The organism is Gluconobacter sp. DsW_056 (assembly GCF_002153595.1).
Lineage (GTDB): Bacteria > Pseudomonadota > Alphaproteobacteria > Acetobacterales > Acetobacteraceae > Gluconobacter > Gluconobacter albidus.
The window spans coordinates 91,021-115,875 of sequence record NZ_JOPF01000010.1 but is presented as its reverse complement, the minus strand read 5'-3'; the positions used below and the strand labels follow the sequence as shown (position 1 = coordinate 115,875).

At 61.9% G+C, this 24,855-nt stretch carries 26 protein-coding genes and 1 tRNA gene; 16 read left to right on the top strand and 11 right to left on the bottom strand.

Going from position 1 to position 24,855, the window contains the following annotated elements:
- Positions 1-31: 31 nt before the first annotated feature.
- The 4 genes from HK22_RS10205 (at position 32) to HK22_RS10190 (ending at position 2,884) form a co-directional block, all read left to right on the top strand.
- A tRNA-Ile gene (locus HK22_RS10205) sits at positions 32-105 on the top strand.
- 75 nt (positions 106-180) lie between these two features.
- Positions 181-1,860: an energy-dependent translational throttle protein EttA gene (gene ettA, locus HK22_RS10200; RefSeq protein WP_062030016.1), complete on the top strand. Its 1,680-nt coding sequence runs from the start codon at positions 181-183 to the stop codon at positions 1,858-1,860.
- 71 nt (positions 1,861-1,931) lie between these two features.
- Positions 1,932-2,429, top strand: coding sequence for a GNAT family N-acetyltransferase (locus tag HK22_RS10195; protein ID WP_062108019.1), 498 nt, complete (start codon positions 1,932-1,934; stop codon positions 2,427-2,429).
- 122 nt (positions 2,430-2,551) lie between these two features.
- Positions 2,552-2,884, top strand: a complete 333-nt coding sequence (locus tag HK22_RS10190; protein WP_086649187.1) for a pilus assembly protein N-terminal domain-containing protein — start codon at positions 2,552-2,554, stop codon at positions 2,882-2,884.
- Positions 2,885-2,934: 50 nt separating this feature from the next.
- Here HK22_RS10190 and HK22_RS10185 read toward each other — a convergent pair whose 3' ends face one another.
- Together HK22_RS10185 and HK22_RS10180 are read right to left on the bottom strand one after the other, a co-directional pair.
- Positions 2,935-3,528 carry a phospholipid-binding protein MlaC gene (locus HK22_RS10185; protein WP_062108023.1) on the bottom strand — a complete coding sequence of 198 codons (594 nt, stop codon included), beginning with the start codon at positions 3,526-3,528 and terminating at the stop codon, positions 2,935-2,937.
- A 10-nt stretch (positions 3,529-3,538) separates the two neighbouring features.
- Entirely contained in the window at positions 3,539-4,357 is an 819-nt protein-coding gene (locus HK22_RS10180; RefSeq protein ID WP_062030023.1) for a VacJ family lipoprotein, read from the bottom strand.
- Between the two features lie 316 nt (positions 4,358-4,673).
- Here HK22_RS10180 and HK22_RS10175 point away from each other — a divergent pair, with 316 nt between their 5' ends.
- A complete protein-coding gene (locus HK22_RS10175) occupies positions 4,674-5,834 on the top strand; it encodes an aldose epimerase family protein (RefSeq protein WP_062108025.1) in 1,161 nt (386 codons plus the stop codon).
- A gap of 58 nt (positions 5,835-5,892) precedes the next feature.
- Here HK22_RS10175 and cysE read toward each other — a convergent pair whose 3' ends face one another.
- From cysE to HK22_RS15105, 3 genes are read right to left on the bottom strand one after another with little or no spacing between them, the layout of a single operon-like run.
- Entirely contained in the window at positions 5,893-6,672 is a 780-nt protein-coding gene (gene cysE / locus HK22_RS10170; RefSeq protein WP_086649186.1) for a serine O-acetyltransferase, read from the bottom strand.
- Positions 6,669-7,886, bottom strand: coding sequence for a UbiH/UbiF/VisC/COQ6 family ubiquinone biosynthesis hydroxylase (locus tag HK22_RS10165; RefSeq protein ID WP_086649185.1), 1,218 nt, complete (start codon positions 7,884-7,886; stop codon positions 6,669-6,671). Before HK22_RS10165 ends, cysE begins: the two co-directional genes overlap by 4 nt.
- 54 nt (positions 7,887-7,940) lie before the next feature.
- Positions 7,941-8,081 (bottom strand): hypothetical protein, encoded by a 141-nt coding sequence (locus HK22_RS15105; RefSeq protein ID WP_158093556.1) that lies wholly within the window; start codon positions 8,079-8,081, stop codon positions 7,941-7,943.
- Positions 8,082-8,494: 413 nt separating this feature from the next.
- On the opposite strand from HK22_RS15105, the gene HK22_RS10160 reads away from it, so the two are divergent.
- The 5 genes from HK22_RS10160 (at position 8,495) to HK22_RS10140 (ending at position 12,578) form a co-directional block, all read left to right on the top strand.
- Complete coding sequence (locus tag HK22_RS10160; protein ID WP_086649184.1) at positions 8,495-9,718, top strand: mechanosensitive ion channel family protein; 1,224 nt, start codon at positions 8,495-8,497, stop codon at positions 9,716-9,718.
- Positions 9,719-9,865: 147 nt separating this feature from the next.
- Positions 9,866-10,204, top strand: coding sequence for a P-II family nitrogen regulator (locus HK22_RS10155; protein ID WP_174694216.1), 339 nt, complete (start codon positions 9,866-9,868; stop codon positions 10,202-10,204).
- Complete coding sequence (locus HK22_RS10150) at positions 10,204-11,478, top strand: ammonium transporter (protein ID WP_062030039.1); 1,275 nt, start codon at positions 10,204-10,206, stop codon at positions 11,476-11,478. The genes HK22_RS10155 and HK22_RS10150 overlap by 1 nt, the downstream gene beginning before the upstream one ends.
- Positions 11,479-11,551: 73 nt before the next feature.
- Positions 11,552-12,085 carry a hypothetical protein gene (locus HK22_RS10145; RefSeq protein ID WP_062030041.1) on the top strand — a complete coding sequence of 178 codons (534 nt, stop codon included), beginning with the start codon at positions 11,552-11,554 and terminating at the stop codon, positions 12,083-12,085.
- 115 nt (positions 12,086-12,200) lie between these two features.
- The gene (locus HK22_RS10140) at positions 12,201-12,578 is read left to right on the top strand and encodes a hypothetical protein (RefSeq protein ID WP_077803423.1); all 378 of its coding nucleotides are present in this window, start codon (positions 12,201-12,203) and stop codon (positions 12,576-12,578) included.
- A gap of 11 nt (positions 12,579-12,589) precedes the next feature.
- Here the strand turns inward: HK22_RS10140 and HK22_RS10135 are convergent, their stop codons facing one another.
- Together HK22_RS10135 and HK22_RS10130 are read right to left on the bottom strand one after the other, a co-directional pair.
- Complete coding sequence (locus HK22_RS10135) at positions 12,590-13,504, bottom strand: retroviral-like aspartic protease family protein (RefSeq protein ID WP_086649183.1); 915 nt, start codon at positions 13,502-13,504, stop codon at positions 12,590-12,592.
- Complete coding sequence (locus HK22_RS10130; RefSeq protein ID WP_062030069.1) at positions 13,504-14,454, bottom strand: tyrosine recombinase XerC; 951 nt, start codon at positions 14,452-14,454, stop codon at positions 13,504-13,506. Before HK22_RS10130 ends, HK22_RS10135 begins: the two co-directional genes overlap by 1 nt.
- Before the next feature lie 45 nt (positions 14,455-14,499).
- Between HK22_RS10130 and HK22_RS10125 the strand changes: the two genes are divergently transcribed.
- A complete protein-coding gene (locus HK22_RS10125; protein WP_086649335.1) occupies positions 14,500-16,740 on the top strand; it encodes a primosomal protein N' in 2,241 nt (746 codons plus the stop codon).
- 11 nt (positions 16,741-16,751) lie between these two features.
- Here the strand turns inward: HK22_RS10125 and HK22_RS10120 are convergent, their stop codons facing one another.
- The 3 genes from HK22_RS10120 to ykgO form a co-directional block, all read right to left on the bottom strand.
- On the bottom strand, positions 16,752-16,994 hold the full coding sequence (locus HK22_RS10120) for a hypothetical protein (RefSeq protein WP_086649182.1): 243 nt from the start codon (positions 16,992-16,994) through the stop codon (positions 16,752-16,754).
- 92 nt (positions 16,995-17,086) lie between these two features.
- On the bottom strand, positions 17,087-17,740 hold the full coding sequence (locus HK22_RS10115; RefSeq protein WP_233142562.1) for a tetratricopeptide repeat protein: 654 nt from the start codon (positions 17,738-17,740) through the stop codon (positions 17,087-17,089).
- A 17-nt stretch (positions 17,741-17,757) separates the two neighbouring features.
- A complete protein-coding gene (gene ykgO / locus HK22_RS10110; protein WP_007281615.1) occupies positions 17,758-17,883 on the bottom strand; it encodes a type B 50S ribosomal protein L36 in 126 nt (41 codons plus the stop codon).
- 215 nt (positions 17,884-18,098) lie between these two features.
- Between ykgO and HK22_RS10105 the strand changes: the two genes are divergently transcribed.
- The 4 genes from HK22_RS10105 (at position 18,099) to HK22_RS10090 (ending at position 21,897) form a co-directional block, all read left to right on the top strand.
- The gene (locus HK22_RS10105) at positions 18,099-18,536 is read left to right on the top strand and encodes a hypothetical protein (RefSeq protein ID WP_086649180.1); all 438 of its coding nucleotides are present in this window, start codon (positions 18,099-18,101) and stop codon (positions 18,534-18,536) included.
- 167 nt (positions 18,537-18,703) lie between these two features.
- Positions 18,704-20,713, top strand: coding sequence for an FUSC family protein (locus HK22_RS10100; RefSeq protein ID WP_062108044.1), 2,010 nt, complete (start codon positions 18,704-18,706; stop codon positions 20,711-20,713).
- Positions 20,707-20,907 (top strand): DUF1656 domain-containing protein, encoded by a 201-nt coding sequence (locus HK22_RS10095; protein WP_062027417.1) that lies wholly within the window; start codon positions 20,707-20,709, stop codon positions 20,905-20,907. Before HK22_RS10100 ends, HK22_RS10095 begins: the two co-directional genes overlap by 7 nt.
- 39 nt (positions 20,908-20,946) lie before the next feature.
- Positions 20,947-21,897 carry an HlyD family secretion protein gene (locus tag HK22_RS10090; RefSeq protein WP_062027419.1) on the top strand — a complete coding sequence of 317 codons (951 nt, stop codon included), beginning with the start codon at positions 20,947-20,949 and terminating at the stop codon, positions 21,895-21,897.
- 107 nt (positions 21,898-22,004) lie between these two features.
- Here the strand turns inward: HK22_RS10090 and HK22_RS10085 are convergent, their stop codons facing one another.
- A complete protein-coding gene (locus HK22_RS10085) occupies positions 22,005-24,116 on the bottom strand; it encodes a S9 family peptidase (protein WP_086649179.1) in 2,112 nt (703 codons plus the stop codon).
- 197 nt (positions 24,117-24,313) lie between these two features.
- Here HK22_RS10085 and HK22_RS10080 point away from each other — a divergent pair, with 197 nt between their 5' ends.
- A complete protein-coding gene (locus tag HK22_RS10080) occupies positions 24,314-24,805 on the top strand; it encodes a DUF2501 domain-containing protein (protein WP_086649178.1) in 492 nt (163 codons plus the stop codon).
- The last annotated feature ends 50 nt before the right edge of the window (positions 24,806-24,855 follow it).

Below are 24,855 nucleotides of genomic sequence, written 5' to 3'. Positions count from 1 at the left end.
CCCGAGTTGGGCGATTGCGGACTGCACCCGCGCGCCTGTAGCTCAATTGGTTAGAGCCGGCCGCTCATAACGGCTTGGTTGGGGGTTCGAGTCCCTCCGGGCGCACGGTGTGCCAATCTGATTGCTGCGGAACGCCGTTCCGCTTTTTCCCCGCCCACCCACCGATCGAGGAGACCTCCCATGGCCGCCTACCAGTACGTCTATGTCATGAAGGACCTTACCAAATCCTATCCGGGTGGGCGTGAAGTCTTCAAGGGCATTACCCTGTCCTTCCTGCCGGGTGTGAAGATCGGTGTGCTGGGTGTGAACGGCGCGGGTAAGTCCACGCTGCTCAAGATCATGGCCGGCATCGAGAAGGAATACGGTGGTGAAGCCTGGGCCGCCGAAGGCGCGCGCATCGGCTATCTCGAACAGGAACCCAAGCTCGACGAAAACCTGACGGTCGGTGAGAACGTGGCTCTGGGTTTCGGTGAGCTGAAGAAGGCCGTGGACCGCTTCAACGAGATCTCGATGAAGTTCGCCGAGCCGATGTCCGACGACGAAATGACGGCCCTTCTGGCCGAGCAGGCCGATCTTCAGGAGAAGATCGACGCTGGCGACGGCTGGGAGCTGGATCGCAAGCTCGAAATCGCGCTCGACGCCCTGCGCTGCCCGTCCGCTGACAGCCCGGTGACGAACCTCTCGGGTGGTGAAAAGCGCCGTGTGGCGCTGTGCCGCCTGCTGCTTGAAAAGCCTGAAATCCTGCTGCTCGATGAGCCGACCAACCATCTCGACGCCGAGAGTGTGAGCTGGCTCGAAAAGACGCTGCGTGACTACGCCGGGACTGTCATGGTCATCACCCATGACCGTTACTTCCTCGACAACGTCACCAACTGGATCCTCGAAATCGAGCGTGGCCGTGGCTATCCGTTCGAAGGTAATTACTCGTCCTGGCTGACCCAGAAGCGCAAGCGCCTGGCCCAGGAAGAGAAGGAAGAAAGCTCGCGCCAGCGTGCCCTTGCGGCTGAGCAGGAGTGGATTTCCAGCTCGCCCAAGGCGCGTCAGGCCAAGAGCAAGGCCCGTATCACGAAGTATGAGGAAATGCTGGCCGCCAATGCGGAGCGCGCAGGCGGCACGGCGGATATCGTCATTACGCCGGGACCGCGTCTGGGTGGCACGGTTATTGAAGCCGAGAACCTCAGCAAGGGGTATGGCGATCGCCTGCTGATCGACAACCTGAACTTCAAGCTGCCGCCGGGCGGTATCGTGGGCGTCATCGGGCCGAACGGCGCTGGTAAGTCCACACTGTTCAAGATGATCACGGGTGATGACACACCCGATGGCGGCTCGCTCAAGATCGGCGAGACGGTGAAGCTGGGATATGTGGACCAGTCCCGCAACACGCTCGATGACAACAAGACCGTCTGGGAAGAAATTTCCGGCGGGACGGACGTCATCCAGCTTGGCAAGCGCACGGTTCCGTCCCGCGCTTATGTGGGCGCGTTCAACTTCAAGGGTTCCGACCAGCAGAAGCGCGTGGGCATCCTGTCGGGTGGTGAGCGCAACCGCGTCCATCTGGCCAAGATGCTCAAGAAAGACAGCAATGTCATTCTGCTCGATGAGCCGACCAACGATCTTGACGTTGATACGCTGCGTGCTCTCGAAGACGCTCTGGCGGAATTCGCCGGCTGCGCCGTGATCATCACCCACGACCGCTGGTTCCTCGACCGTCTGGCCACGCATATCCTCGCGTTCGAGGGAGACAGCCATGTCGAATGGTTCGAGGGGAACTTCCAGGACTACGAAGCAGACAAGCGTCGTCGTCTGGGGCCGGATGCGACCGAGCCTGGTCGCATCAAGTACCGCCCGCTGGCCCGCTGATCCGGCATTCTGCGTTCGGCGGACGGGACTGTCCTGTCCGCTGAGGGGTTCTGCGGTCTGGGGAGAGCTGCGTGCTGGGGCGTGAAATCCGAACCGCCCGGCTTGTCCTGACTCCGGTCAACTGGCCGGACCTTGAAGACATGGTTGCGCTCAAGGGCAATGCCGGGGCGTTTGCCAAAATGCTGGGCGGTGTGCGCAACCGGATCACGACCGAACAGGAAATGGCGGAAGACGTCAGTTTCTGGGCGCGGTGCGGTGTGGGGATCTTTGCGATCCGCGAAAATGGCCGTTTTGTCGGCATTACCGGTGTTCACGAGCGCCCTGACGGGCGTGGTCTGGGCCTGAGATTTTCCATTTTTCCGTGGGCTGCCGGGCGCGGCATTGCCCGTGAAGCCGCGGCCGCGGCCCTGCGCTATGTGCTGGATACGGGCGAGAAGCGCATCGTGGCCGTGGCCAGGGAAGACAATCTGGCCTCCCGCACGGTTCTGGGCAGTCTGGGACTGCGCCATACGGCGACCTTCGACCGCGATGGCGATACAATGTTTCTCTACGAAATCACGGCGGACTGACAAACCTGCACCGATTTTTCCGGACGGTCAAAGTGGCCGTTGTGTTTTCAGAGGCTCCTGCCTATCCATAACAAATCGAAAAATTTTGTTACAATTGGGGCGGGAGTTTTGTCGTGAGATTTATGAGTGTCTGCACACGAGGTCTGGGACTTGTCGTCCTGGCTTTTGCGTCTCAGGCCTTTGCCGAGATCTCAAAGCCTGTCGAAAGCGTGGTCAATGGCGTTCATATCATGGACCGGACCATCACGCTTCAGGCGGGTGCGAGCGAGATTGTGGCTCTGCCTTCAAACGTCCAGTCAGCCTCGGCGCCACTTCCGGATATTCTGAGTATCAACCTCGTTTCCCATCAGGTCGCGGAGATCATGGGGCGACGGGAGGGGCGGACAGACGTCCTGTTTACAGGTCGGGATACGATCTATCGTTATCATGTCACGGTGCAGCGCCCCGTGCACTGAGCCGCACCGGCAGGACCGGCCCGTGTCGGGCGCGGTCCTGCCTGATGTTCTTACTTGTGGGCTGAGAGCTGCCGTTCGAGGGCGGCGTTCAGGGCGTCGACGTCGCCGTTGTGGCGCGCGAGATAGGAGCTGTAATCGCCGCGCTGGTTCATGCGCAGGCTGGCACCTTCGCCATACATGTCCATGACTTTGGGCGGGTTGCCGCCGATGATCAGCTGCATGTTCACTTCCGGCTGGCCCGGACGGTCGATCAGCGCATTGACGCGTTCGCCTTCGGGCGTGCTTGTCGTGGATGTGACGCGGAAGCTCACGCCCTGATAGCTGCCGATCTGGTCCGTGATGGTGTTGACCAGAACCTGATCAAACAGGGAGAGGTACTTGTCACGCTGGGCCGGGGTCGCGGTGCGCCAGTATTTGCCGAGGCAGTAGCGGCCGATCCCGGCAATGTCGACATTCTCCTTGAGCAGCGGGAGAACTTCTTTCTTCTTCTGCTCAAGCGGTTCGCTGGAGTTGACCACGCCTGCCAGACGGCCCCCGAAAGAGTTGACGAAGTCCGTCGCCGGGTTGGCGTGGGCGGCTCCGGTGGCGACGGCGAGGGAGACAACGGCCCCAAGAACAGTGCGGCGCGAAAATACGTTGAACATGTCGTTGTCCTCAGTTGTACCAGTCGGGGGTGGTTGCGCGGTCGTCGTTCTTGATCGTGTCGATCTGGCTCTGGCGGTTCTGCTGCCATGCACTCCGGATATAGGAGTACGGGTCCAGACTGTCCTGTTCGACATGGTCGATCTGGTCGATGGAGCTGGCATAGCCCTCCATGGTCCCGGCCACGTTGTAAGCCCAGTTGAAGGTTAGCAGATCATAGCCGCGGGGCACATAGTTGATCGGCGTCAGGCCCTGGCCAATGCCGTAACCTGCGCCATCGCGGAAATTGGACGGGCCGACGAACGGGATGAACAGGTAGGGCCCGCTCGCCACGCCCCAGGTGCCCATCGTCAGGCCCGGATCGGTTTCATGCTGGTTGTAGCCGACCAGTCCTGCGACGTCGAAGAAACCGCCAACGCCTGCGCTCATGTTGATCGCAAAGCGCATGAAGGCGTCGCCCGCGCGGCGCGGCTTGCCTGCACCAACGTCGGAAAAGAAGACCGCGGGCTCGCGCCATGTCTCGTTGATGTTCGCGATGGAGTGACGCACGGGCCTGGGAATGGCCCAGATCCACGCCTTGCCGACCGGACGCAGGACCTTGTGATAGGCCCACATCTGGACGTTGTACATCTTGCGGTTCAGGGGCTCGTAGGGGTCGTTTGCGGCCTTGTAATCCGCAAGATCGTCCGGATCCGTCGGGGGCGGGTTGCGCAGTGAGCCACAGGCGCCCAGTGCTAGCAGGGCGAGCGTACCTGCGAGAGCCCTGCTGCGACGTGACACACGACGTGAGCGCGTCTCCCGGATTGCGTTGTCGTCCTGCCGAAAGTCCATAACCATCCCCAAAATACCCTTCCCGGCCCAGTGCTCACGAAGAAGTCACCGGAAAACGGAAATTTTCGTAATCCGTTCCCTGAAGGACTCCATGAACCCCGATCGGCCACGCGCCATCCGTCGCGGAAAACTGCGGAGGGGCGTAGTCATAACGTATCCTCCGATAGCGTGCATCCCTGTATGTCTGCAAATGCTGCTCGTTTGAAGAGGCCAGATGCTTTAACGATCCAGATGCTTCGCGGCTGCTTTCAGGGCTTTGACCCTTCGGGATTTTTGGGATCAGTGTGGCCTCAACTCAACACCCGGGAGGTTTTCAATGTCCAGATTCTTCGGTTCGAAGGGTGCGTTTCTCGCGACTGTCGGGGCTCTGGCCCTGAGTGCCGGTGTGGCGCAGGCGCACCCCACCGTGGCCAATCAGCCCTGGGGCAGCACGCCGGATGGCAAGCCCGTGCGGATCGTGACCCTCAAGAACGGTCTCGGCACGACGGCCCGCATCATCACCTACGGCGGCATCATTCAGTCCGTCGAGACGCCGGATCGCGAAGGGCATGTTCAGGACGTGGTTCTCGGGTTCGACAATCTGAAGGGCTATACGGTCGACAGCGCGAAGGGTGGTCTGTTCTTCGGCGCCATCATCGGTCGTTACGCCAACCGTCTCGCTGGCGGCAGCTTTCCCGTGGACGGCAAGATCTATCATACGGATGTGACGGCGCCTCCGAATGCCCTGCACGGTGGCAAGAAGGGCTTCGACAAGAACGTCTGGACGATCGAGAAGACCGGCACCAACTCCAGTGGCGCGTATGTGACGCTCAAGCTCGTCAGCCCCGATGGCGATCAGGGCTTCCCCGGTACGCTGACGACGCATGTGACCTACACGCTGGGCACTGACAACGCCCTGTCGCTGCATTATGTCGCCACGACCGATGCACCGACGGTTCTGAACCTGACGAACCACAGCTACTGGAATCTGAACGGTGAGGGCTCGGGCTCCATCGAGCCGGAAATCCTTCAGATTAACGCCGATGGCTTCACGCCGACCGACGCGACATCCATCCCGACCGGCCAGATCGCGCCTGTTGCCGGGACGCCGCTTGATTTCAGCAAGCCGACCGTCATTGGCGACCGTCTGCGCAGCAACGACCAGCAGATGATGTATGCGCGTGGCTATGACATGAACTGGGTCGTCAACGGGCCATCTGGCCAGGCGCCGCGTCTGGCGGGCAAGGTCTATGATCCGCGTTCGGGCCGCAGCATGGAAATCCTGACGAACCAGCCGGGGCTGCAGGTCTATACGTCCAACTCGCTGGATGGCGGTTATGCCGGGGTGTCCGGTCATGCCTATCGTCAGGGCGACGCGATTGCGTTCGAGGCCGAGCATTATCCCGACAGTCCGAACCACCCGTCTTTCCCGACGACTGAACTCAAGCCGGGCCAGACGTTCGATTACACGACGACGTTCAAGTTCTCGAACAAGTAAAAGACATCAGGGTCCGGGGCGCAGGCTCCGGACCCTGATTTTTCTTTAAGCCCGGCTTTCAGGCGGGCCGGGGGGTGGTACTCACGATCCGCGCCGGGTTGCCGACTGCCGTGGAATAGGCCGGGATGTCTTCCAGCACGACCGAGGCCGCGCCGATCCGGGCATATTCCCCGATGACGAGGCGCCCGAGAATGCGTGCGCCCGCGCCGATCATGGCGCCGCGACGCACGATGGGGTGACGGTTGCCGCTCAACTTGCCCGTGCCGCCCAGTGTGACATCCTGAAACAGCGACACATCGTCTTCGACGATGCAGGTCTCGCCGATGACGATCCCCGTTCCGTGGTCGATGCTCAGCCGGCGCCCGAGACGGGCCGCGGGGTGAATGTCGATGGCAAAGAGCTCGTTGATCCGGCTCTGGAAATGATGGGCCAGATGCTGGCGGCCCTTCGTCCAGAGATGATGCGAGATCCTGTAGGCCTGAAGCGCCTGCCATCCCTTGAAGAACAGGAAGGGCGTGACGAGGTCCGGGCAGGCCGGATCGCGGTCATAGGTCGCGAGAATATCGGCTGCCGCTGCTTCGGCGATGTCGGGATCGGCGCTCAGGATCGAGGCGACGAGACGGGTGATCGTCGTGGCCGGGATGGAGCGGTCCGCAAGTTTCGTGCCCAGCAGGGAGGCCAGGGCGGACGCAAAATCCGGATGGTCTCCGATATTGGTGGAAAACACATCCTGGATCAGCGGATCGTGGCAACTGCACGCCTGGGACTGCATATCCTGCCAGAAGGCCGTGAGGTCCGATGTTCTCTCGGGTGGGGTTTCTGTAGCGGCCTGCGTCATACGCCCATGGCCTTTCTGACAAAGGCCCGGCGCAGGGCGGGGAAGCGCTGGACGCCCGCGATGCCCATATCGCGCAGACGGCGCAGGACGGGGTTGTCGTTGCCGAACAGGCGTTCGAGTGCGTCCGTGGCGGCCAGCATTGCCATGTTGCCGGGGCGGGTGTTGCGCTGATAGCGGACGAGAAGGTCGCGGCTTCCCATGTCCTTGCGATTGCGATGCGCCTCGATCAGCAGCTCCGCGAGCGAGATCACGTCCCGGAAGCCGATGTTCAGGCCTTGCCCTGCGATCGGATGGATGCCGTGTGCGGCGTCACCGGCCAGAGCAAGGCGGGGGCCGATATAGCTGTGGGCGTACTGTGCCGAGAGCGGATAGATCCAGCGACGACCGGTCGGGGTAATCTCCCCCAGATCTTCGTCCGCCATACGGGCCTTGATTTCACGGGCGAAAATCTCGTCCGGCAGGTCATGGAAGCGCTGAGCGCGGCCTTCGCCTTCGGCCCAGACGATGGCGGAGCGGTGCGGGTGTTCAGCGGTGCCGGGCATCGGCAGGCGTGCGAACGGACCTTCCGGCAGGAAATGTTCAAGCGCCACGCCATGATGCGGCTTTTCATGCGCGATTGTCGCGACGATGCCGTATTCATTATAAGGGATTTTCGTCAGGCCGATCCGCGCCTGACGGCGAAGCGGGGAACGACGTCCTTCCGCTGCTACGGCCAGTTTCGCCGTTACGGTTTTGCCTGAAGCCAGACGGATGGAGACATGATCGGGGTGGAACGTGAAATTTCCCAGATCCGGCGCATGTACATCTAGGCTGTCATACTGCTTCAGCGTCTGGTTGATCGCCAGACGGAGGTCCCGTGCCTCGACCATCCAGCCGAAGCTCTGGCCTTCGGGGGCGTCTTCCGGGCCGAAATGCAGTGTCAGCGGGGAGGGGGCCTCATGCGGGCGTCCGTCCGCCACACGGATTTCGTGGATCGGCTGCGCCACGTTGGGCAGATTGTCCCAGATGCCTGCGTCCGCGAGCATCCTGCGGGAGCCTTCCGCGATGGCATAGGCCCGCCCGTCCAGAGCGGGGTCTTCCATGCCGGGCAGGGCGTTGCGGTCGATGAGCAGGACGCGCACGCCCTCTGCCGCCAGACGACACGCCAGCGTAGCGCCCACAGGGCCGGCGCCGTTGATGCAGAGGTCGTAATGGGTTTTTTTCATCGTACTCATCTCCCTGCCCCTGTCCTACTCCTGCGATGGATCGAGCGGAAGGGGGCGCTTTCCTTATGAAGGGCAGCGGGCGAGACGCATCTGAAGCAGCGTGAGGGCAGCCTGATGGAAGCTGCACTCGGGGTGTTCCCGGCAGTACTGGATGAGAAAGGCCTGATCTTCGCGCACCACTTCGGGCGTCAGATTAAATGGCATCACGCTTTTTCCGTCCTGGTGGCGGGCGGCGAAGTGGCGTTCGTCATGCTTGCTGGATAACGTCGAACCACTCTTCCGGCAGCAGGGGGCGTCCGGGTCTGCCGGACCACAGGGGTTTTCGCGTAATCTCGAGAATGTACCCCATGCGGGCCTTCCTGAATTGCTTAACTATAGCGTTAAAGACGAACTGAAAACGGATCTGTGGGCCATAGTCAAACTGTGTTCTTTACGTGAAAAATAGGCGTCGCGGTCCTCTGAGGGACGTTTCTGTGCTTTCATGGAAGGGAATTCGACAGGTACGGCCCCTGATGATTTCACTCTAGGTACGCGATTCGGGAACGATCTGCGGCCGATGATGTTGTCTTGCGGAAAGCCGCTCCAAGACAGCAAGAAGATAAGGAACCGCAGAACGCATGATTGAAAACTCTTACGTCAGGTCCATCAGGCGGCTCGGACATCTGCTGGACTGGCTTCCGTCTCCGCTGGGTTCGATTCTGGTTCTGGTGTTCGCAGCGGGTATTGCGCTTCTGTCCAGCCGTATCATTACGGATGCTCTCCCGCGTCTGCCGGGGCTGCGCCGTATCCAGTTCATTCATGCCATTATCGCGCGGCTGCGGGCGCCCATCCGCAATTTCCTGATGATCATTGCCGCCAGTGCGGCCCTTCAGGCCACGGTCGGCTTTACGGATGCGACGACGTCGTTTCTGGAACAGGTCTTCATTTGCCTTTTCATTCTCAATCTTGGCTTTGGCATCATCCGGACGTTCCGCCTGCTGACGGATCAGTACCTGACGCGGATCAGTGCGAGGGACCATGCGGATGACATCACCGTCCGCTCCCATCAGACGCAGATCCGCGTCCTGCGCCGTCTGATCGAGATCTCGTTCGGTGTGCTGACGGTTGCGTCCTCGCTGATGGTGTTTCACTCGGTCCAGAAATTCGGTGTGTCGCTGTTTGCGTCTGCTGGTGCGGCATCCCTGATCGTCGGTCTGTCGGCCCGTCCGGCGCTGACGAACCTGATCGCGGGCATCCAGATTGCCGTCACGCAGCCTATCCGGATGGAGGACATGCTGATCCTGAACGGGGACTGGGCGTGGGTTGAGGAAATCAACGCCACCTATGTTGTTCTGCGGACCTGGGATCGCCGCCGGTATATCGTGCCGATCTCGTACTTCCTGGAGAATCCGTTCCAGAACTGGACGCACAGCTCACCGTCCCTGATTGCCTCGCTGTTCCTGTGGCTGGATTACCAGACGCCGGTAGACCGCCTGCGGGAGATGTATTTCGAGGAACTGGCCAAGTGCCCGGACTGGGATCAGGACAAGACCTCCATCGGCTGTCAGATCGCGGACAGCAACGCGCAGGTCATGTCCATCCGTCTGATTGCCGGTGCGCCTGATGCGAATTCCATGTGGGATCTGGCCTGCGACATCCGCGAGCGCATGCTGCGCCGGCTGCGTCTTGAAATGCCGGAATGTCTGCCGCGTGGCCGCACGGCCATCGTCCCCGGCGCGCCCGAGCAGAACGCATGGCCGGATGCTCTGGTCGCCCCGCCCGTTAACCGGCCGCAGGATGGCCCCTATCGCGGCCCGGATATGCCGGCATCCCCTCCTGCTGCAACGCCCGGACGCCCCTGAGGCGGAGTATTTGGGCAACAGCGTCTCTCATTCATGGGAATTTCACCGGAAACGGCATGATCGGGCTGCCAATATCATTATGAGACTGGCATGATCTGGGGCATACTCTGACAAAGATTACCCGATCGCAACGAGGATATGCCGTTCGTGAAGCTCGTTACTGCCATCATCAAACCCTTCAAGCTTGATGACGTCCGCGAAGCCCTGACCCCGCTGGGAGTTCAGGGTCTGACAGTTACCGAAGTCAAGGGTTTCGGTCGCCAGAAAGGCCAGACCGAAATCTATCGTGGCGCCGAGTATCACGTCAGCTTCCTGCCCAAGCTCAAGATCGAGGTCGCCGTTTCCAACGCGATCGTCGAGGACGTGATCGAGGCCATCATGACCGCAGCCCGCACCGGCAAGATCGGTGACGGCAAGATCATGGTCTCCAGCCTCGACCAGCTCATCCGTATCCGCACGGGAGAAACCGGCGAGGGCGCGCTCTGATGCGCGCGCCGATTGATACGGGCGATACGGCCTGGATGCTCGTCAGCACGGCTTTCGTGCTGATGATGACCATTCCCGGTCTTGCGCTTTTCTATGGCGGCATGGTCCGCAAGAAGAACGTGCTGGCGACGCTGATCCAGTCCTTCATGATCTGCTGCATTGCCAGCCTCGTCTGGATGGTCGCAGGTTACAGCCTTGCGTTCTCAACCGGTTCGCCGTGGATCGGGGATCTGTCGCGCGTCATGCTGCATGGTGTGGCGGACAATTTCCGTGCTGGCGTCGATTCCGCCTTCACGCTCGGCGCCGGAACCCCTGCCGCCGTGACGATGACGATCCCCGAGAGCGTCTTCATGATGTTCCAGATGACGTTCGCCGTCATCACCCCGGCCCTCATCACAGGCGCCTATGCGGATCGCATGAAGTTCTCCGCGATGTGTCTGTTCAGTATTGCCTGGCTTCTGCTGGTCTATGCCCCGGTCGCGCACTGGGTCTGGAGCCCGACGGGATGGGTCGCCGGGCTTGGCGCGGTGGATTTTGCGGGCGGGACGGTCGTGCACATCAATTCCGGTGTGGCCGGTCTGGTCTGTGCCATCATTCTCGGCCGTCGCAAGGGGCTGGGCCATGAAGACTTTTCTCCCTTTAACCTGACCTACGCCATTATCGGCGCGTCCCTGCTCTGGGTGGGCTGGTTCGGCTTCAATGCCGGGTCTGCTCTGGGCGCCAATGGTCGCGCGGGCATGGCGATGCTGACGACGCAGGTCGCCGCCGCTGCGGGCGGTGTGGCCTGGATGGTCGTGGAATGGGCCCGCACCGGCAAGCCGACGGCTCTGGGCATCATTTCGGGCGCGGTGGCCGGTCTGGTCGCCATCACCCCTGCGGCGGGGTTCGTGCTGCCGGGAAGCGCGGTTGTCATCGGCCTGATCGCCGGGGCGGGATGCTTCTGGAGCGCCACATGGCTCAAGCATCGTTTCGGCTACGATGACAGCCTCGATGCGTTCGGCGTTCATGGAACGGGCGGCATCATCGGCGCCATTCTGACCGGCGCGTTCGCCTATGGTCCGCTCTCGGCCACGGCCTCCAATCCGGAAGGAACGGTTGCCAGTGTTCATCAGGTCATCGCGCAGGTCGAGGCTGTCGGTGTGACGGTTGTCTGGTGTGTTATCATGACGACTGTGATCCTGAAGGTTCTGGATCTGGCGATGGGCCTGCGGGTGTCGCCGGACGAGGAACGTGAAGGTCTCGACATGGTTCTGCACGGTGAGCGCATCAACTGATCGCGCTTGTCGGGCGTTCAAGCTGCGGGGGGCTGTCATCTCCCGCCGATTTCAGAATGAAGGTTCTTTCTGCATGACGTTTACAAAAGCCTTTTCCGGCCTCTCCCTCGCAGCCCTGCTGGCCGCTGGTCTGAGCGTTGCGCCTGCCCATGCCCTGACTGCCAAGGAATGCCACGCCGCGTTCAAGACGGCCAAGCAGAACGGCTCCCTGAACGGGCAGTCCTACAAGGCGTTCAAGGCCGCTTCCTGTGGCGATACGGCCAAGGCCGCCGCCCCGGCTGCTTCATCGGCCACCACGCCTACGGCTGCTGCCCCCACAACGACGGCTCCGGCTGCGCCGGCAAGCGCTGCGCCTGCAGACTCGTCTCCGGCCGGTACGAAAGCCCCGATCGCCCCCAAGACGTCTACGGCGTCATCGGGCAATGTCGTGTTCCCCACCGCTATTTCCCCGGAATTCAGCAAGCTTTCCGCCGGCCGTGCGCGCCAGAAGACCTGCGTTGCCCAGTACAACGCCAACAAGGCAAATGGCGGCAACGGTTCCCTGAAGTGGATCCAGAAGGGCGGCGGCTACTGGTCGCAGTGCAATTCCCGCCTCAAGGGTGAATAAATCCCGTTTTTTCGAAAAGGCTCCTTCCTTCGGGAAGGGGCTTTTTTCTGAGCCAGTTTTCACAATATTCAAATTTATTGGCCTGTTTTGCTCTGCCCTTACTTTGAAAAGCAGCATGACAACGGCTGGATCAGGCGCCTTCCTCGCACAAGAAGACATCAAAGATAAAGCGTACGATATTTATCGGGGTATATGGGCTCTTGGAGTTGGTATATTAGGTCAGGACTGGGATATCGAAGGCGATAATCTTGTCGAATGCCTCGCCTCATTTTGCAGCCATTACCGACCCGACAGAAAAATCCTTGTTGATAATGCCCGGATCTGGCTGACATGGGATGATGTCACGCTGGAGCGCTGGACCGAGGCCGCGATTTTATATGATTTCCGGCGTGAGGAAGAACCGGGGGATTATCCGACGGCCCGCGCTTTCTGGCTCGCTGTTGTGACGTATGTTGAGCGCAGCATTCGCGAATATCCGGACAAAATCGCCTAGTCCCCTGTGTTTTATCGAAAGAAAAGCTGCCCGCTGGCGTAGGACAGCCAGATTTCGTGGTGGGCGAACCAGTCCGAGCCCAGTAGCATGTCGGCCTGATCGTGGACCGGCGCGACGGTCAGGACGGGGTGGTTCCAGAGGGTGTTTCCGAGTTCAAAGCGTTTGAAATGGTGCCAGTGATACGGACGTTCGCGCAGATCCACGCCCGAGGTCATGCCGCCCGGATCGAGGGCAAGCTGGTCGTCTGTCAGGCCGAGGCGGTGGGCGAAATCCGTGCTGACGATATGCGAGCGCGCGCCACTGTCCAGAAGGGCCGTACCGCTCAGCCCGTCCAGCGTGAAAGGCACTGTCAGGCGGCCTGAGATCCGGTGCATGGGCATCGTCGTCCAGTGGCCGGTCCATGCGGGCGGAGGCTGGCATGCGTGGGAGGCCAGGCGGACGCGCCATAATATCAGGCGCTGGTGGGGGACGTCGAATTCCAGATCGTAATCCGCCAGCACATCCGCACCGAGCAGCCCGAAAACGGGGGGCGTGATCATGGGGGAACCTGGCAGAATGCCGACGGCCATCGTTCCGGCCCCAAGCGCGAGTTCTCCCGAATGAGGCGTGCCGAGCCGGAGGTCCTGTATCCGAATGTTCGGCACGACGCGCGGGGCGCCGTTCGGGCCCTGCATCATGGTGCGGTGTTCGGGGTCGGGCGGCAGGTGAAAGGCCGCGACGCCGCCCGGCGTCATGAGGCTGCCTTCGGATCCCGTATCGACGATCATCGAGGCATTGTGGCTGTTCACCGTCACCGGGACGCTCAGATAGCCGCCATCATCGCGCAGTGGCAGCACGACGGCGCGGCTCATCTCGCAGACCGGGACCGCAGAAGCGGTCGCCGTGCAAAGGCCCAGAATCAGAACGGCGGACAGGAGGCGTTTCATCAGCCCTGATCCGCGCGGGGATGGGCCTTGCGCCAGACATCCAGCAGGTGTTTTTCGTCGGCCAGCGTATAGGCCTGTGTGGTTGAGAGGCTGGCGTGGCCCATGAGTTCCTGAATGGTGCGCAGGTCTGCCCCGCCTTCCATCAGATGCGTTGCGAAGGAATGGCGCAGCGCATGGGGCGTTGCGGAATCGGGCAGGCCTTCGCCTTTGCGCCAGTTTCGCATGGCGCGCTGGGCGACGCCGGGATTGAGGCGGCCACCTCGCACGCCGCAGAACAGGGGCGCATCGGGCGCGGGGGAAGGATGGGCCGCTTTCCAGCTTTCCAGCGCCTCGATAACCGCCGGAAGCAGGGGTACGAGCCGTTCCTTGCCACCTTTGCCAACCACGCGAAGCATGTTCTGCCCTGCATTCGTCAGGTCCCGGATGTCGAGCGAGAGCGCCTCGCCAATCCGCAGTCCTGTGCCGTAAAGCAGGGTGAACAGTGCCCGGTCCCGCAGGGCGGCCTGACTGGTTTCGGCGTCATCGGAAATGCCATCGGCCGCGGCAAGGGCCGCTTCCTGCCCCAGAGGGCGGGGCAGGCGCTTTTTCATGCGCGGCGTGGCGAGCAATGACGGTGCGGGATTGGACAGATCATGCCGCAGGGCCAGATAGCGGAAGAACGAGCGCAGGGCCGAGACATGCCGTGCCCGGGAGCGTGCGCGCGAGTCGGCACTGGTGGCGCGACGGGTTGGCTTTTCGCTGCGGGCTGTTTCATGGGCGAGCCAGGCGCGCAGGTCGGCAAGGGACAGCTTTCCCAGATCGGCCAGCGTGACTTCCCCGCCCAGATGCTGCTGGAAAAACGTCAGCGCCAGCAGGATGTCGTGGCGATACGCCTCGACCGTGCGCGGGCTGGAGCGCTTTTCATGCGTCAGCCATTCGGTCCAGTCGCGCAGGGCATCGAGCGCCATCAGGGATGCGGTCATGGCATTTCGCAGCAGGGGAGGTTAGACACGGTCATGGCATCCAGCAGCCTATCCAAGCCTGATCCCCGGCGAAAGCCACCTTCCACCGGAACGCGCGTTTCGGTGCTCGTGCCGCTGCCGTTTCCGGGGCCGCTCGACTATCTGGCTTCCCTGCCGCTTGAGCCGGGAGACCTCGTGACGGTCCCGCTGGGGCGTCGTGAAACCGTGGGTTGCGTGTGGGAAACCGATCGCACGCTGCCTGCCGATTTCGCATTGCCGGTCGGGCGTGAACTTCCGCTCGAACGTCTGCGTCCCGTTGTCGGGAAGCTGGATGTGCGCCCGCTCCCGCAGAGCCTGCGCCGTTTTGTCGACTGGGTGGCAGCCTATACGCTCACGCCGCCGGGGCTGGTTCTGGCGATGGCGACGCGCATTCATCTGAAAGATGCACCCAAACCCACTCTGGGCTGGGTGCGGACGGAAGCGCCGGAAGGCGATCTGCGCATTACGCCCGCGCGCCGGTCCGTGCTGAATTTTGCGTCTTCCACACCCCTGAGCACTGCCGAACTGGGGGATCGCAGCGGGGCGAGTGCGGCCGTCATTCGCGGTCTCGCTACGGCCGGCCTGCTGCGGGAGGCCGTCATTGCTCCGGCTGCTCCGTTCGGTCTGCCGGACCCAGCGCATGGGGCGCCGAAACTCTCCGAAGAACAGGCTGAGGTCGCGCAGGAATTGTGCGGCCCCGTCGAGGCCGGGCGGTTTCAGGTTACGCTGCTGGAGGGGGTGACCGGATCGGGCAAGACGGAGGTTTATTTCGAGGCCGTGGCCGCCTGTCTGGCCAAGGGAAAGCAGGTGCTGGTCCTCCTGCCGGAAATCGCGCTTTCCGCCCAGTGGACGGACCGTTTTATCCGGCGTTTCGGGGCTGAACCTGCTGTCTGGCATTCCGATCTCGGGGCCAAACGGCGGCGCGAGACCTGGCGCGCCGTGGCGGAAGGCAGTGCCCGTGTTGTGGTGGGGGCCCGCTCGGCGCTGTTCCTGCCATTTGCCGATCTGGGCCTCGTCGTGGTGGACGAGGAGCATGAAAGCGCTTTCAAACAGGAAGAGGGCGTCATGTATCATGGGCGGGACATGGCGGTTGTTCGCGCCCGTCTGGCGGATGCACCGGCCATTCTCGTCTCCGCCACGCCATCGCTCGAAACGCTTGCGAATGTGGAGAGCGGACGCTACCGGCACGAACTTCTGACCGCACGGCATGGTGGGGCGACCCTGCCGGATGTTTCACTGGTGGATATGCGGGCCGACCCGCCGGAACGCGGCCTGTTTCTGTCGCCCAAACTCTGCACCGCCATTGATGAGACGCTGGAGAAAGAGGAGCAGGCCATGCTGTTCCTCAACCGGCGCGGTTATGCGCCTCTGACGCTGTGCCGGGCCTGCGGGCACCGGATGCAGTGTCCGAACTGTTCGGCCTGGCTGGTGGAGCATCGGGCGAGGGGCATCCTGACCTGCCATCACTGCGGGTATAACGAGCGGATTCCGAAGGATTGCCCGGAATGTCATGCCGAGAATTCGCTCGTGCCCATCGGGCCGGGAATCGAGCGCATTACGGAAGAGGCGAAACTGCGGTTTCCGGAAGCGAAACTGCTGGTGATGTCGTCCGATACGCTTGGTTCTCCGGCAGCCACGGCGGAGGCCGTGCGGAAGATTTCGGACGGTGAGGTCAATCTCATCATCGGCACGCAGATCGTGGCCAAGGGCTGGCATTTCCCGAAACTGACACTCGTGGGCGTCGTGGATGCGGATCTGGGGCTTGGAGGCGGGGATCTGCGGGCAGCCGAGCGGACGGTGCAGCTTCTGCATCAGGTTGCGGGCCGTGCGGGCCGTGCGGAGCATCGCGGGCGCGTGCTGCTTCAGAGCTATGTGGGCGAACATCCGGTCATGACGGCGTTGGTCTCCAACGATTTCCAGACCTTCATGGAGCAGGAAGCCGAGCAGAGACGGCCCTCGTTCTGGCCGCCCTACGGACGGCTGGCCGCGCTGATCGTGAGCGCGCCGAGTGCGGAGGCGGCGGACGCGCTGGCGCGGGAAATTGCGCTCTCCGCGCCGGAGCGGGAAGGGGTGCAGGTTCTGGGACCAGCGCCGGCCCCACTCGCTGTCCTGCGTGGACGACACCGGCGCAGGCTGTTGTTAAGGACGATGCGGGGCATTGCCGTACAGCCGATCCTGCGTCAGTGGCTGGGGGATATCAAACCCACGGGCGGAGCCAGGGTCGATATTGATATCGACCCTATTTCCTTCCTTTAAGGCTGGAAAAATCAGCCCTTGCGCTTGCGGAAGAACTCGACCGAAGCGGTGACGACCGCGATGACGGCCAGGATCTGCTGGAAATACGGGCGGAAACGCTTGGGTCCGAACGTCGCCATGGCGGTCATGCCGGCGAGGCCGATTTCACGAGCGCGCGTGGCCTTCTGACAGCAGGTCTTCATCTTGGAGCAGCAGCCCTTTTTGGAGCTGACGTCTGCGATGACGGTTTCGGGGGCGGGGGATGACTTGGTCATGGGGGATCTCCTGAAAAATGGAATCAGGGGATCAACACGCGACATTACAAGGGGTTGCCAGAGCAGCACGTGCAAGCCATGGCGCAGAGACGTCAGTCCTGCTGGCCGTCGCGGGCCTTTTCCAGTGTTTTGAGCTGCGTGTCGGAATCGGGGGATTTCGGGTTCAGAAGCAGCATCTGGTGGAACGCCCTCAGGGCGGCTTCGGGCTCGTGCCGGTCATGTTCGGCTTCCGCGAGCATGCCCCATGCGGTGGGGTCGCCGGGGTCGGCCTGAAGAACGACGCCCAGATCGGTGATCGCGCCGTTATTGTCCCCTGCTGCCAGCCGGATGGCCGCACGCTGACGGTAGAGGATGGGCTGGTCGGGCTGGATGGTGATGGCCGCAGTCAGATCGTCCTGTGCCTGCTGGAAATCGTGTTTTCCCAACGCATCATGCGAATCGCTGATGAGCATCTGCACGCTGCCGGTTAGGGCACGGCTGCGGAGGCCTTCCGCACGTTCGGAAATTTCGCCAGCCTGTTTTTCGTTCCCGGCCATGGCAAGCGCTTTTTCCGCATCCATGAGGCGGTCATGGAGCGTCTTGCGTGGCGGGCGGGGAGAGGAGGTGGGTGGTTTGGCAGCCGGAGACGCTGCGGGGCCGGGCGCGGCAGGATTTGCGGCGGGTGCGGCGTGAACTGGCAGAAAAGTAAGGGCCGGGCTACAAAGCAGAACGGCGCCAGCCATCAGCCAGCGCCGCCCGTCCGTCATCCGGCAGACCAAGGGGTTCAGCCCTGGCGAGCCTTCATGCGCGGGTTCTTCTTGTTGATGATGTAAACGCGGCCGCGGCGGCGGACAACGCGGCAGTCCTTGTCGCGGACCTTGGCGGACTTCAGGCTGTTGCGGATCTTCATGGTTGCAGGCTCTCGACGGGTAAGGCCCTTGCGGACCGGACAGCGGGCCGGAACGCCCGCGAAAGAATGGCTCCGATTACCCATCCCGCCCTGTAGAGTCAAGCTGACAAGCCATCCGTGTGGCGGAATTCCTTGATGCTGCCGATTTGCAACAACCTGCAACAGCGTCGTTCAGGGTCTTTGTCCGGCCGGGATTTTCTCCTAACGTCAGTTTCATGATCAAGCGCCATTCCCGCCCGGCCCTGCTGCTGGCTCTTCTTCCTCTCGCCGTCGCCCTTGCCGCGCCCGTGGCCGCAAGAGCGGATGACGGAGAGGCCAAGACCAACGACGACGATCCGACGATCAACCAGCAGGGTTTCGCCATCAACAAGATCCTCCGGGTTCTCCAGACCAATCCGGATGCCGCGGGCGACTCCTGCATCAACGCGCTCAAGGAAATGCATCAGGCCCAGACGGCCTTGGGCAAGGAAGAGGGCATTGATCCCGAACACAATCAGGATATCGGCGTTGCGCGCGATGTCCTGTCCTCTGAAATGGAGGATGTCACGAATATGTGTGGTGCCGATGCGCGGACCTACTGCCGCAAGGCCACCACACATCCTGACCCCAAGCTGATAGCGGCCTGCAACGCCCTGCCCGCCGAAGAAGACTGAGTGGCGCGCTCTGGCAGAGGGATCGGGGCCGTCTGTCAAAACATGTCCAGAAGATTCGAGGACTAACTTTTCCAGTCCGCTGCTCTTAAGGTCGGAAGTCTGATTCTGGTAACGAGGGCCGTGGGACTGTTTCTGATGAAGTCTGTGTCGGGTGGGGAGCATCGCTCTTGACCGCTGCACTACAGTCAGTCTTCCGTCCCGGATGGGTCCAGTTCAGTCTCAGAACATGGTCTGCACTTGTGCTGGCGCTGGGAACGGCCTTCTGGTCCCAGCTTGATTCACCCGCCAGTGCGGGTGTGACGGTCATGATCCTCGCGCAGCCTCTGCGGGGACAGGCGCTGTCCAAGGCGTTTTACCGTCTGGCCGGGACCGTGCTTGGTGTCGGTGTTTCTATCATTCTCGTTGCGATGTTCAATCAGGAGCGCGCCCTGTTTCTCGGCGGCGCGGCCCTGTGGATTGCGGCCTGTGCGTTTGTGGGATCGCTTGAGCGCGATTTCCGCTCCTACGGCGCGCTGCTGGCGGGATATACCGTCGCACTGGTGGCGCTCCCGACCATGGATGATCCGCAGAACATCTATCCTGTCAGCATCGCGCGTGCGTCTGATATCGCCATCGGCGTTGCGTCCATTGCGGTCGTAAACATTCTCTCCGGGTCCCCCGAAGCCTGGCGCAGGCTTTCGAAGGCCATGGAGACGCTGTCGCATCGCGTGCGGCAGACCGGCAAATCCGCCATCATGGGCGATCCGATCGCGACGCCTGAGCAGATGATCGGGCTGAGCGGCGAAATTCTCGCGCTCATGACCCAGATTTCCTATGCCAGAACGGAAGTTGAGCGTGGGCGTCTGCGGATGGCGGGCGCACGGCTGGGCATCATCGGCATGCTCACGGTTCTGACCACGAGCCGTGCGATTGCGTGGCTGCTGGAGACCGGCGGCATTTCCGATCTCCTGATCCGTCATGTCCGGGCCTGGCACGAGCGCTCCGAGGACGGCACGACCCGTCTTGAGACGATGGACACGATTCTGGATAAAATCCGTGCGGAAGACCCGGATTTCGTCCCCTCGGCACGGGAGGCGTGGTTTCTGGAGCGGTGTTCGACGCTTCTCAGCAACCGGCTGCATATCCGTACCGGCATGAACACGCTCCTGCGCGCCACCCCGGCGGGCGATGCGCTCAAACTGGCGCAGCTTGCGAGCAATCCGGATTACGTGACGGCCTTCATCAACGCCATGCGCGTGCTGCTGGGCTTCAGCGTTGCGGCGGCTTTGTGTCTGGCCTCCAGCATTCCGGCCTCCGTGACATCCCTGTCCCAGACGGCGCTGGTTCTGACGCTGGCCTCCACCGCGATCGACACCGCGGAGTTCGGCAAGGGCGCCATCATCGGGATGCCCGCCGGTATTCTCGTGGCGGCGTGGCTGGATTTCATGATCCTGCCGCATGTGGGCAGCATGCTGAGCCTTGCGCTGGTGTTGCTGCCGCAGACCGTGATTTCCTGCCTGCTGCTGATGAACCCGAAGACCAATGCCATCGGCTTTAACTATGGCGTGTTCTTTCTGGTGTTCATCGCGCTCGGTAACCATCACAACTACGATCCGCTGGCCTTCATCACGCGCAATACATTCTATGCGATGGCGGCCGTGCTTTCTTTCGTATTGCTGGTGCTGCTCTGGCCACCGACCGCGCGGCGGCACCGGTTCCGGCTGGCGGTCTCCATTGCCCATGATCTGGAACTGCAGCTTGCCGGGCATGGCGAGCGGATGGGGCCGCCGCTTCTGAGCCGGAAATACGAACGCCTGAGCCAGTTCCTGATGTGGACGGACCGGTTGAAGGATCCGGGGCTGCGCTCCCGGCGGGTTTTCAACCGTTTCGTCGCGCTGGAGGATTTTTCCAGCACCATTGCCCGCGTCCGGCATTATCTGGATGACGCCGCGCATCTTCCCGGCCTCAAGCCCATGGTCCGCCATGTGCGGCGTCTGCTGGCGCATGACAGGCTCGGTCTTCTGGAAGCTGAAATTCCCGAGCTTCAGGCCATGTTTTACGAGCGGCTTTCAGACGGCATCCGCGAGGAGCAGTCCATGATCATTAACTGTATCGGCGGTCTGGAATCGGTGCGGACAATGGTGCGTCTGAACCGCTCGGCCGTGCATCACTATGGAATAGGACGCAAGCGATGGTGACGACACAGGTCGTGGACCTTGATGGCGTGCTGGTGTCGGCTTTCGTCATCAACCTGGCGCTGGCCCTGCTGACACTGGCCGTTCTGCGCTGGATTCTGGCCTGGTTCGATCTGTGGCGTTTCGTCTGGGATCCGCCTCTGGCCCAGTTCGGCATCCTGATCTGTCTGATCGGCCTTTACACCCTGATCCTCTGACCTTTTCCTGTCCCGAACCGAACCCAAGGTGACCGTCCCGTGCTTTCCAGTGCCCATCGCCTGATCCGCCTGACCATCACGCTCTGCATCCTTGCAGTGGCGGCGCTTGTGGTCGTCATTCTGTGGGATTACTACACCGCCTCGCCCTGGACGCGGAACGGACAGGTGCGCGCGCAGGTCGCCAATATCGCGCCGCGCGTTTCGGGACAGATCATCGAGGTTCTGGTGAAGGACAACCAGTTTGTCCACAAGGGGGAGGTGCTCTACGTCATCGACCCGTTCGATTTCAAGGTGGCGCTGGAGACGGCCAAGGCCCATGTGGCCGAGCGCAAAGCCGATCTGGAATTCCGCCTCGTGCAGTCCCAGTGGCGCAAGGCCATTCCCGGCACTGCCGTTTCAGTCGAGGAAAAACGGCAGTACGAAGCGCTTTCGCAGCAGATGCAGGCCCAGTACGCCGCAGCCGAAGCCGCGGAGCATCAGGCCGAAATCAACCTTGAGCGAACGCAGGTCCGCAGTTCCATCGACGGCATCGTGACCAATCTCATCATGCGGCCCGGCGATTTCGCTACCGCCGGTGTGGTCAACATCCACATCATCGACACCAGCTCCTACTGGGTGGACGGTTATTTCGAGGAAACCAAGGTCCATGATCTTGATGAGGGCGATCTCGTTCGCATGGATCTGATGGGGTATCACGATCCGCTGTTCGGGCATGTCGAAAGCATCACGCGCGGTATCGCCAGCAATAACGCGCAGGTGAACAAGCAGGGCCTGCCGGAAGTGGACCCGGTCTATACCTGGGTGCGTCTGGCACAGCGTATTCCGGTGCGCGTGAAGATCGACAAAATCCCGGATGACCTGACGCTGGCCGCCGGCATGACGGCGACCGTGACCGTCGTGTCGGAAGAGGGCAACCGCCGTCACCGCTCCACCCACGCCGCCTTCCAGCATTTCGGTGACGATATCCGGCATCTGTTCGGCCACAGATAAGGATTTTGGAATAAAAGTTTTTGGTGAAGCTTTTTTCAAAAAGCTTCGGCGTTCTCCGCCTTTTTATAAAAAGGCGGAACCCAAAAACTTTTATTCGTCTGGTCTTTTCAGGGCCGGTCGATGGCCCAGATGGCGAAGGCCTGAACGAGGGCGACTTCTTCCAGACGTTTAAAACGGCCGGATGAGCCGCCGTGGCCGGCTTCCATGTTGATGCGGCACAGGAACGGGCCGCCGGACGTGACTTCGCGCAGTTTCGCAATCCATTTCGCGGGTTCCCAGTAGGTCACGCGCGGATCGGACAGACCACCCATTGCCAGAACCGGCGGGTAGGTTTTGGCGGCGATGTTGTCATAGGGCGAATAGCTGGCGATCAGGTCATACGCGTCCGGGTCTTCCAGCGGGTTGCCCCATTCCGGCCATTCCGGCGGCGTGAGCGGCAGGGAGACGTCGGACATGGTGTTGAGCATGTCGACGAACGGCACCTGCGCGGCAATGCCTGCGAAAAGCTCGGGCGCCATGTTCGTGATCGCTCCCATCAGCAGACCACCGGCCGAGCCGCCCTGCGCGACGATGCGTCCGGCTGAGCCGTAGCCTTCCGAGACGAGATGTCGGGCGCAGGCAATGAAGTCGATGAAGGTGTTGGGCTTCTTCGTCCCGCGACCGTCAAGGAACCAGTTCCAGCCCTTTTCGGAGCCACCACGGACATGGGCGATGGCGTGAATCCAGCCCCTGTCCACCAGACTGAACACGGTTGTGGAAAAATCCGCGTCCATGGCAATGCCGTAGGAGCCGTATCCATACAGAAGCAGGGGGGCTGAGCCGTCCAGAACCTGACCTTTGCGCATCAGCACCGTGACGGGAACCTGCGCGCCGTCTGGCGATGTTGCGAACAGGCGGCGCGTTTCGTAGCGGCTTGCATCATGGCCGGACGGGACCTCGCGGATTTTGCGCAGGAGGCGCTCCCCGCTTGCCATGTCGTAATCGTACCAGTGCGCCGGATTGGTGGGGGACTGGTAGATGTAGCGCAGGATCGGAGCGTCATATTCCAGTGTGCCCAGCATCGTTAGGTCATAGGCCGCTTCGTCCATCCCGATGGCTTTCGCCTGCGCCCGGACATCGCCCTGCGTGCCTTCGGGCACCACGAGAATATGGATGTTCCCGTCCCGCCGTTCGGCCCAGGCGAGATGCCCGCGTGAGGCACTGGCGCCCAGCAGATAGTGGCCCTCACTGTAGGGCACGAAGGGCGTCCAGTTCTCGCGTCTCGTGGCCGTGTCGGGCGTCTGCATGAACTGGAAGTCCACGGCGCCACCGGCGTTGGTCAGGATGATGAAGCGGTCGTTCCAGTGCGTCAGGGAATAGCGCTCGCCCCGCACCAGCGGCGCTGCCACGACGGGCAGCGCCGTCGGGCTGGAGGCCTGGATGAGCAGCGTTTCGTTCGTATCGTGGTCGCCGCGTTCGATAACGATCCATTGGCGGGAAGCGCTGACGCCGATGCTCAGGAAGAACCCCGGATCGGTTTCGTCGAACACCAGAACATCCTCGCCTCCCGTCAGCGGGCGGCGATAGATTTTTGAGGGACGGCCATTGTCGTCGCGGTAAATCCAGAACAGCCACTGGCTGTCCGGAGAAATGGCGAAGCTGCCCGTGGTGCTGGGGACGGGTTCGGCGCAGAGCGTGCCTGTTTCCAGATCTTCGACCTGAATGCGATAGACCTCGGAGCCCTGAATGTCCTCTGCATAGACGAAATAGCGGTGATCGGGGGAATGGTCCGTCTGTGAGAGCGCGTAATAGTCATGCTGTTTGGCCAGCGCATCGGCATCGAGCAGAACCTGTTCCGCGCCGCCGCCGCGTGGGGAACGCACCCGCAGCGGATGCTGGGCACCGTCTTCGAAACGGACGGAATATTCCCACGGGCCGTCAGGAACCGGGACCGAGGATTCCGCGGGTGGAATACGGCCGATCATTTCCTGAAGCAGCGTCTCGCGCAGCGGCTCCATCCCGGACAGAACGGCTTCCGCATAGGCGTTCTCCGCCTTCAGATGCGTGGCGATATCTTCGCGCAGAACGGACGGGTCCCGCAGGACCTGCTGCCAGTTCTCGTCCTTCATCCAGGCATAGGAATCCGTGCGCGTGCGGCCAAGCTGCGTGGTGCTCAGGGGTTCACGACGGGCGATGGGAGGAACGGGTGCGGCGGAAGGGGCATCGGGGCGCTGTGACATGACCAAACTGTGACGCAGAAACGCCCGGCATTCAATCGGCCTTTGACTGGAAAAGAAGCCCTCCCAAGAAACTGCGACTGGTCTCAAGTGTTATTCAGGGCAACGGAGCATTCTTCAGGACGCTCCAGACCGGATGAATTCTGTTTCTCCTTTTGGGGTGCAGACAGGACATCCTGTGATGTGGAAAGAAGAGTATCATGATTTCAAGCAAGTATTTTGCTGTTCTTGCTGCTGCTGGCCTGAGCATTTCCGGTGCAGCCGTCGCCCAGACAGTGCCGCAGGTTCCGCAGAGCAGCCCTGCGATGACCATTCCCGCCGGGACGCAGGCGCGGCTGCCTGGCGCTCATATTCAGGCCGTCGCGGGCGGCAAGAATGTCCTGAGCGCTGCGTCGCCGGGCGTTCTGGGTGCTGATGGTCTCCCCTCCATCGAGGGCGCACAGGCTGGCAATGTCGCCGGTCTGACCTACTACTGTACGCACCATAAGCTGGTGCTCGGAACGTCGCCGATTGTTGCGGCCCGCAACATCGCCAAGCGTCCGGATGTCCACAGTGACGAGTTTTACTCGCTGGGTGGCAAGGGCCTGCTTCAGATGACGGACGGCAACGTCTTTGACATCGGCACCCTCTCCAAGGACAAGCGCGTCACGACGTGCAATGACCTTGTCAAGAAGGCCCAGTCTTTCAAGTAATTGATCCGACCCACAGGTCTGCAATGAAAAATGCCCCGGCTGTGATGGCC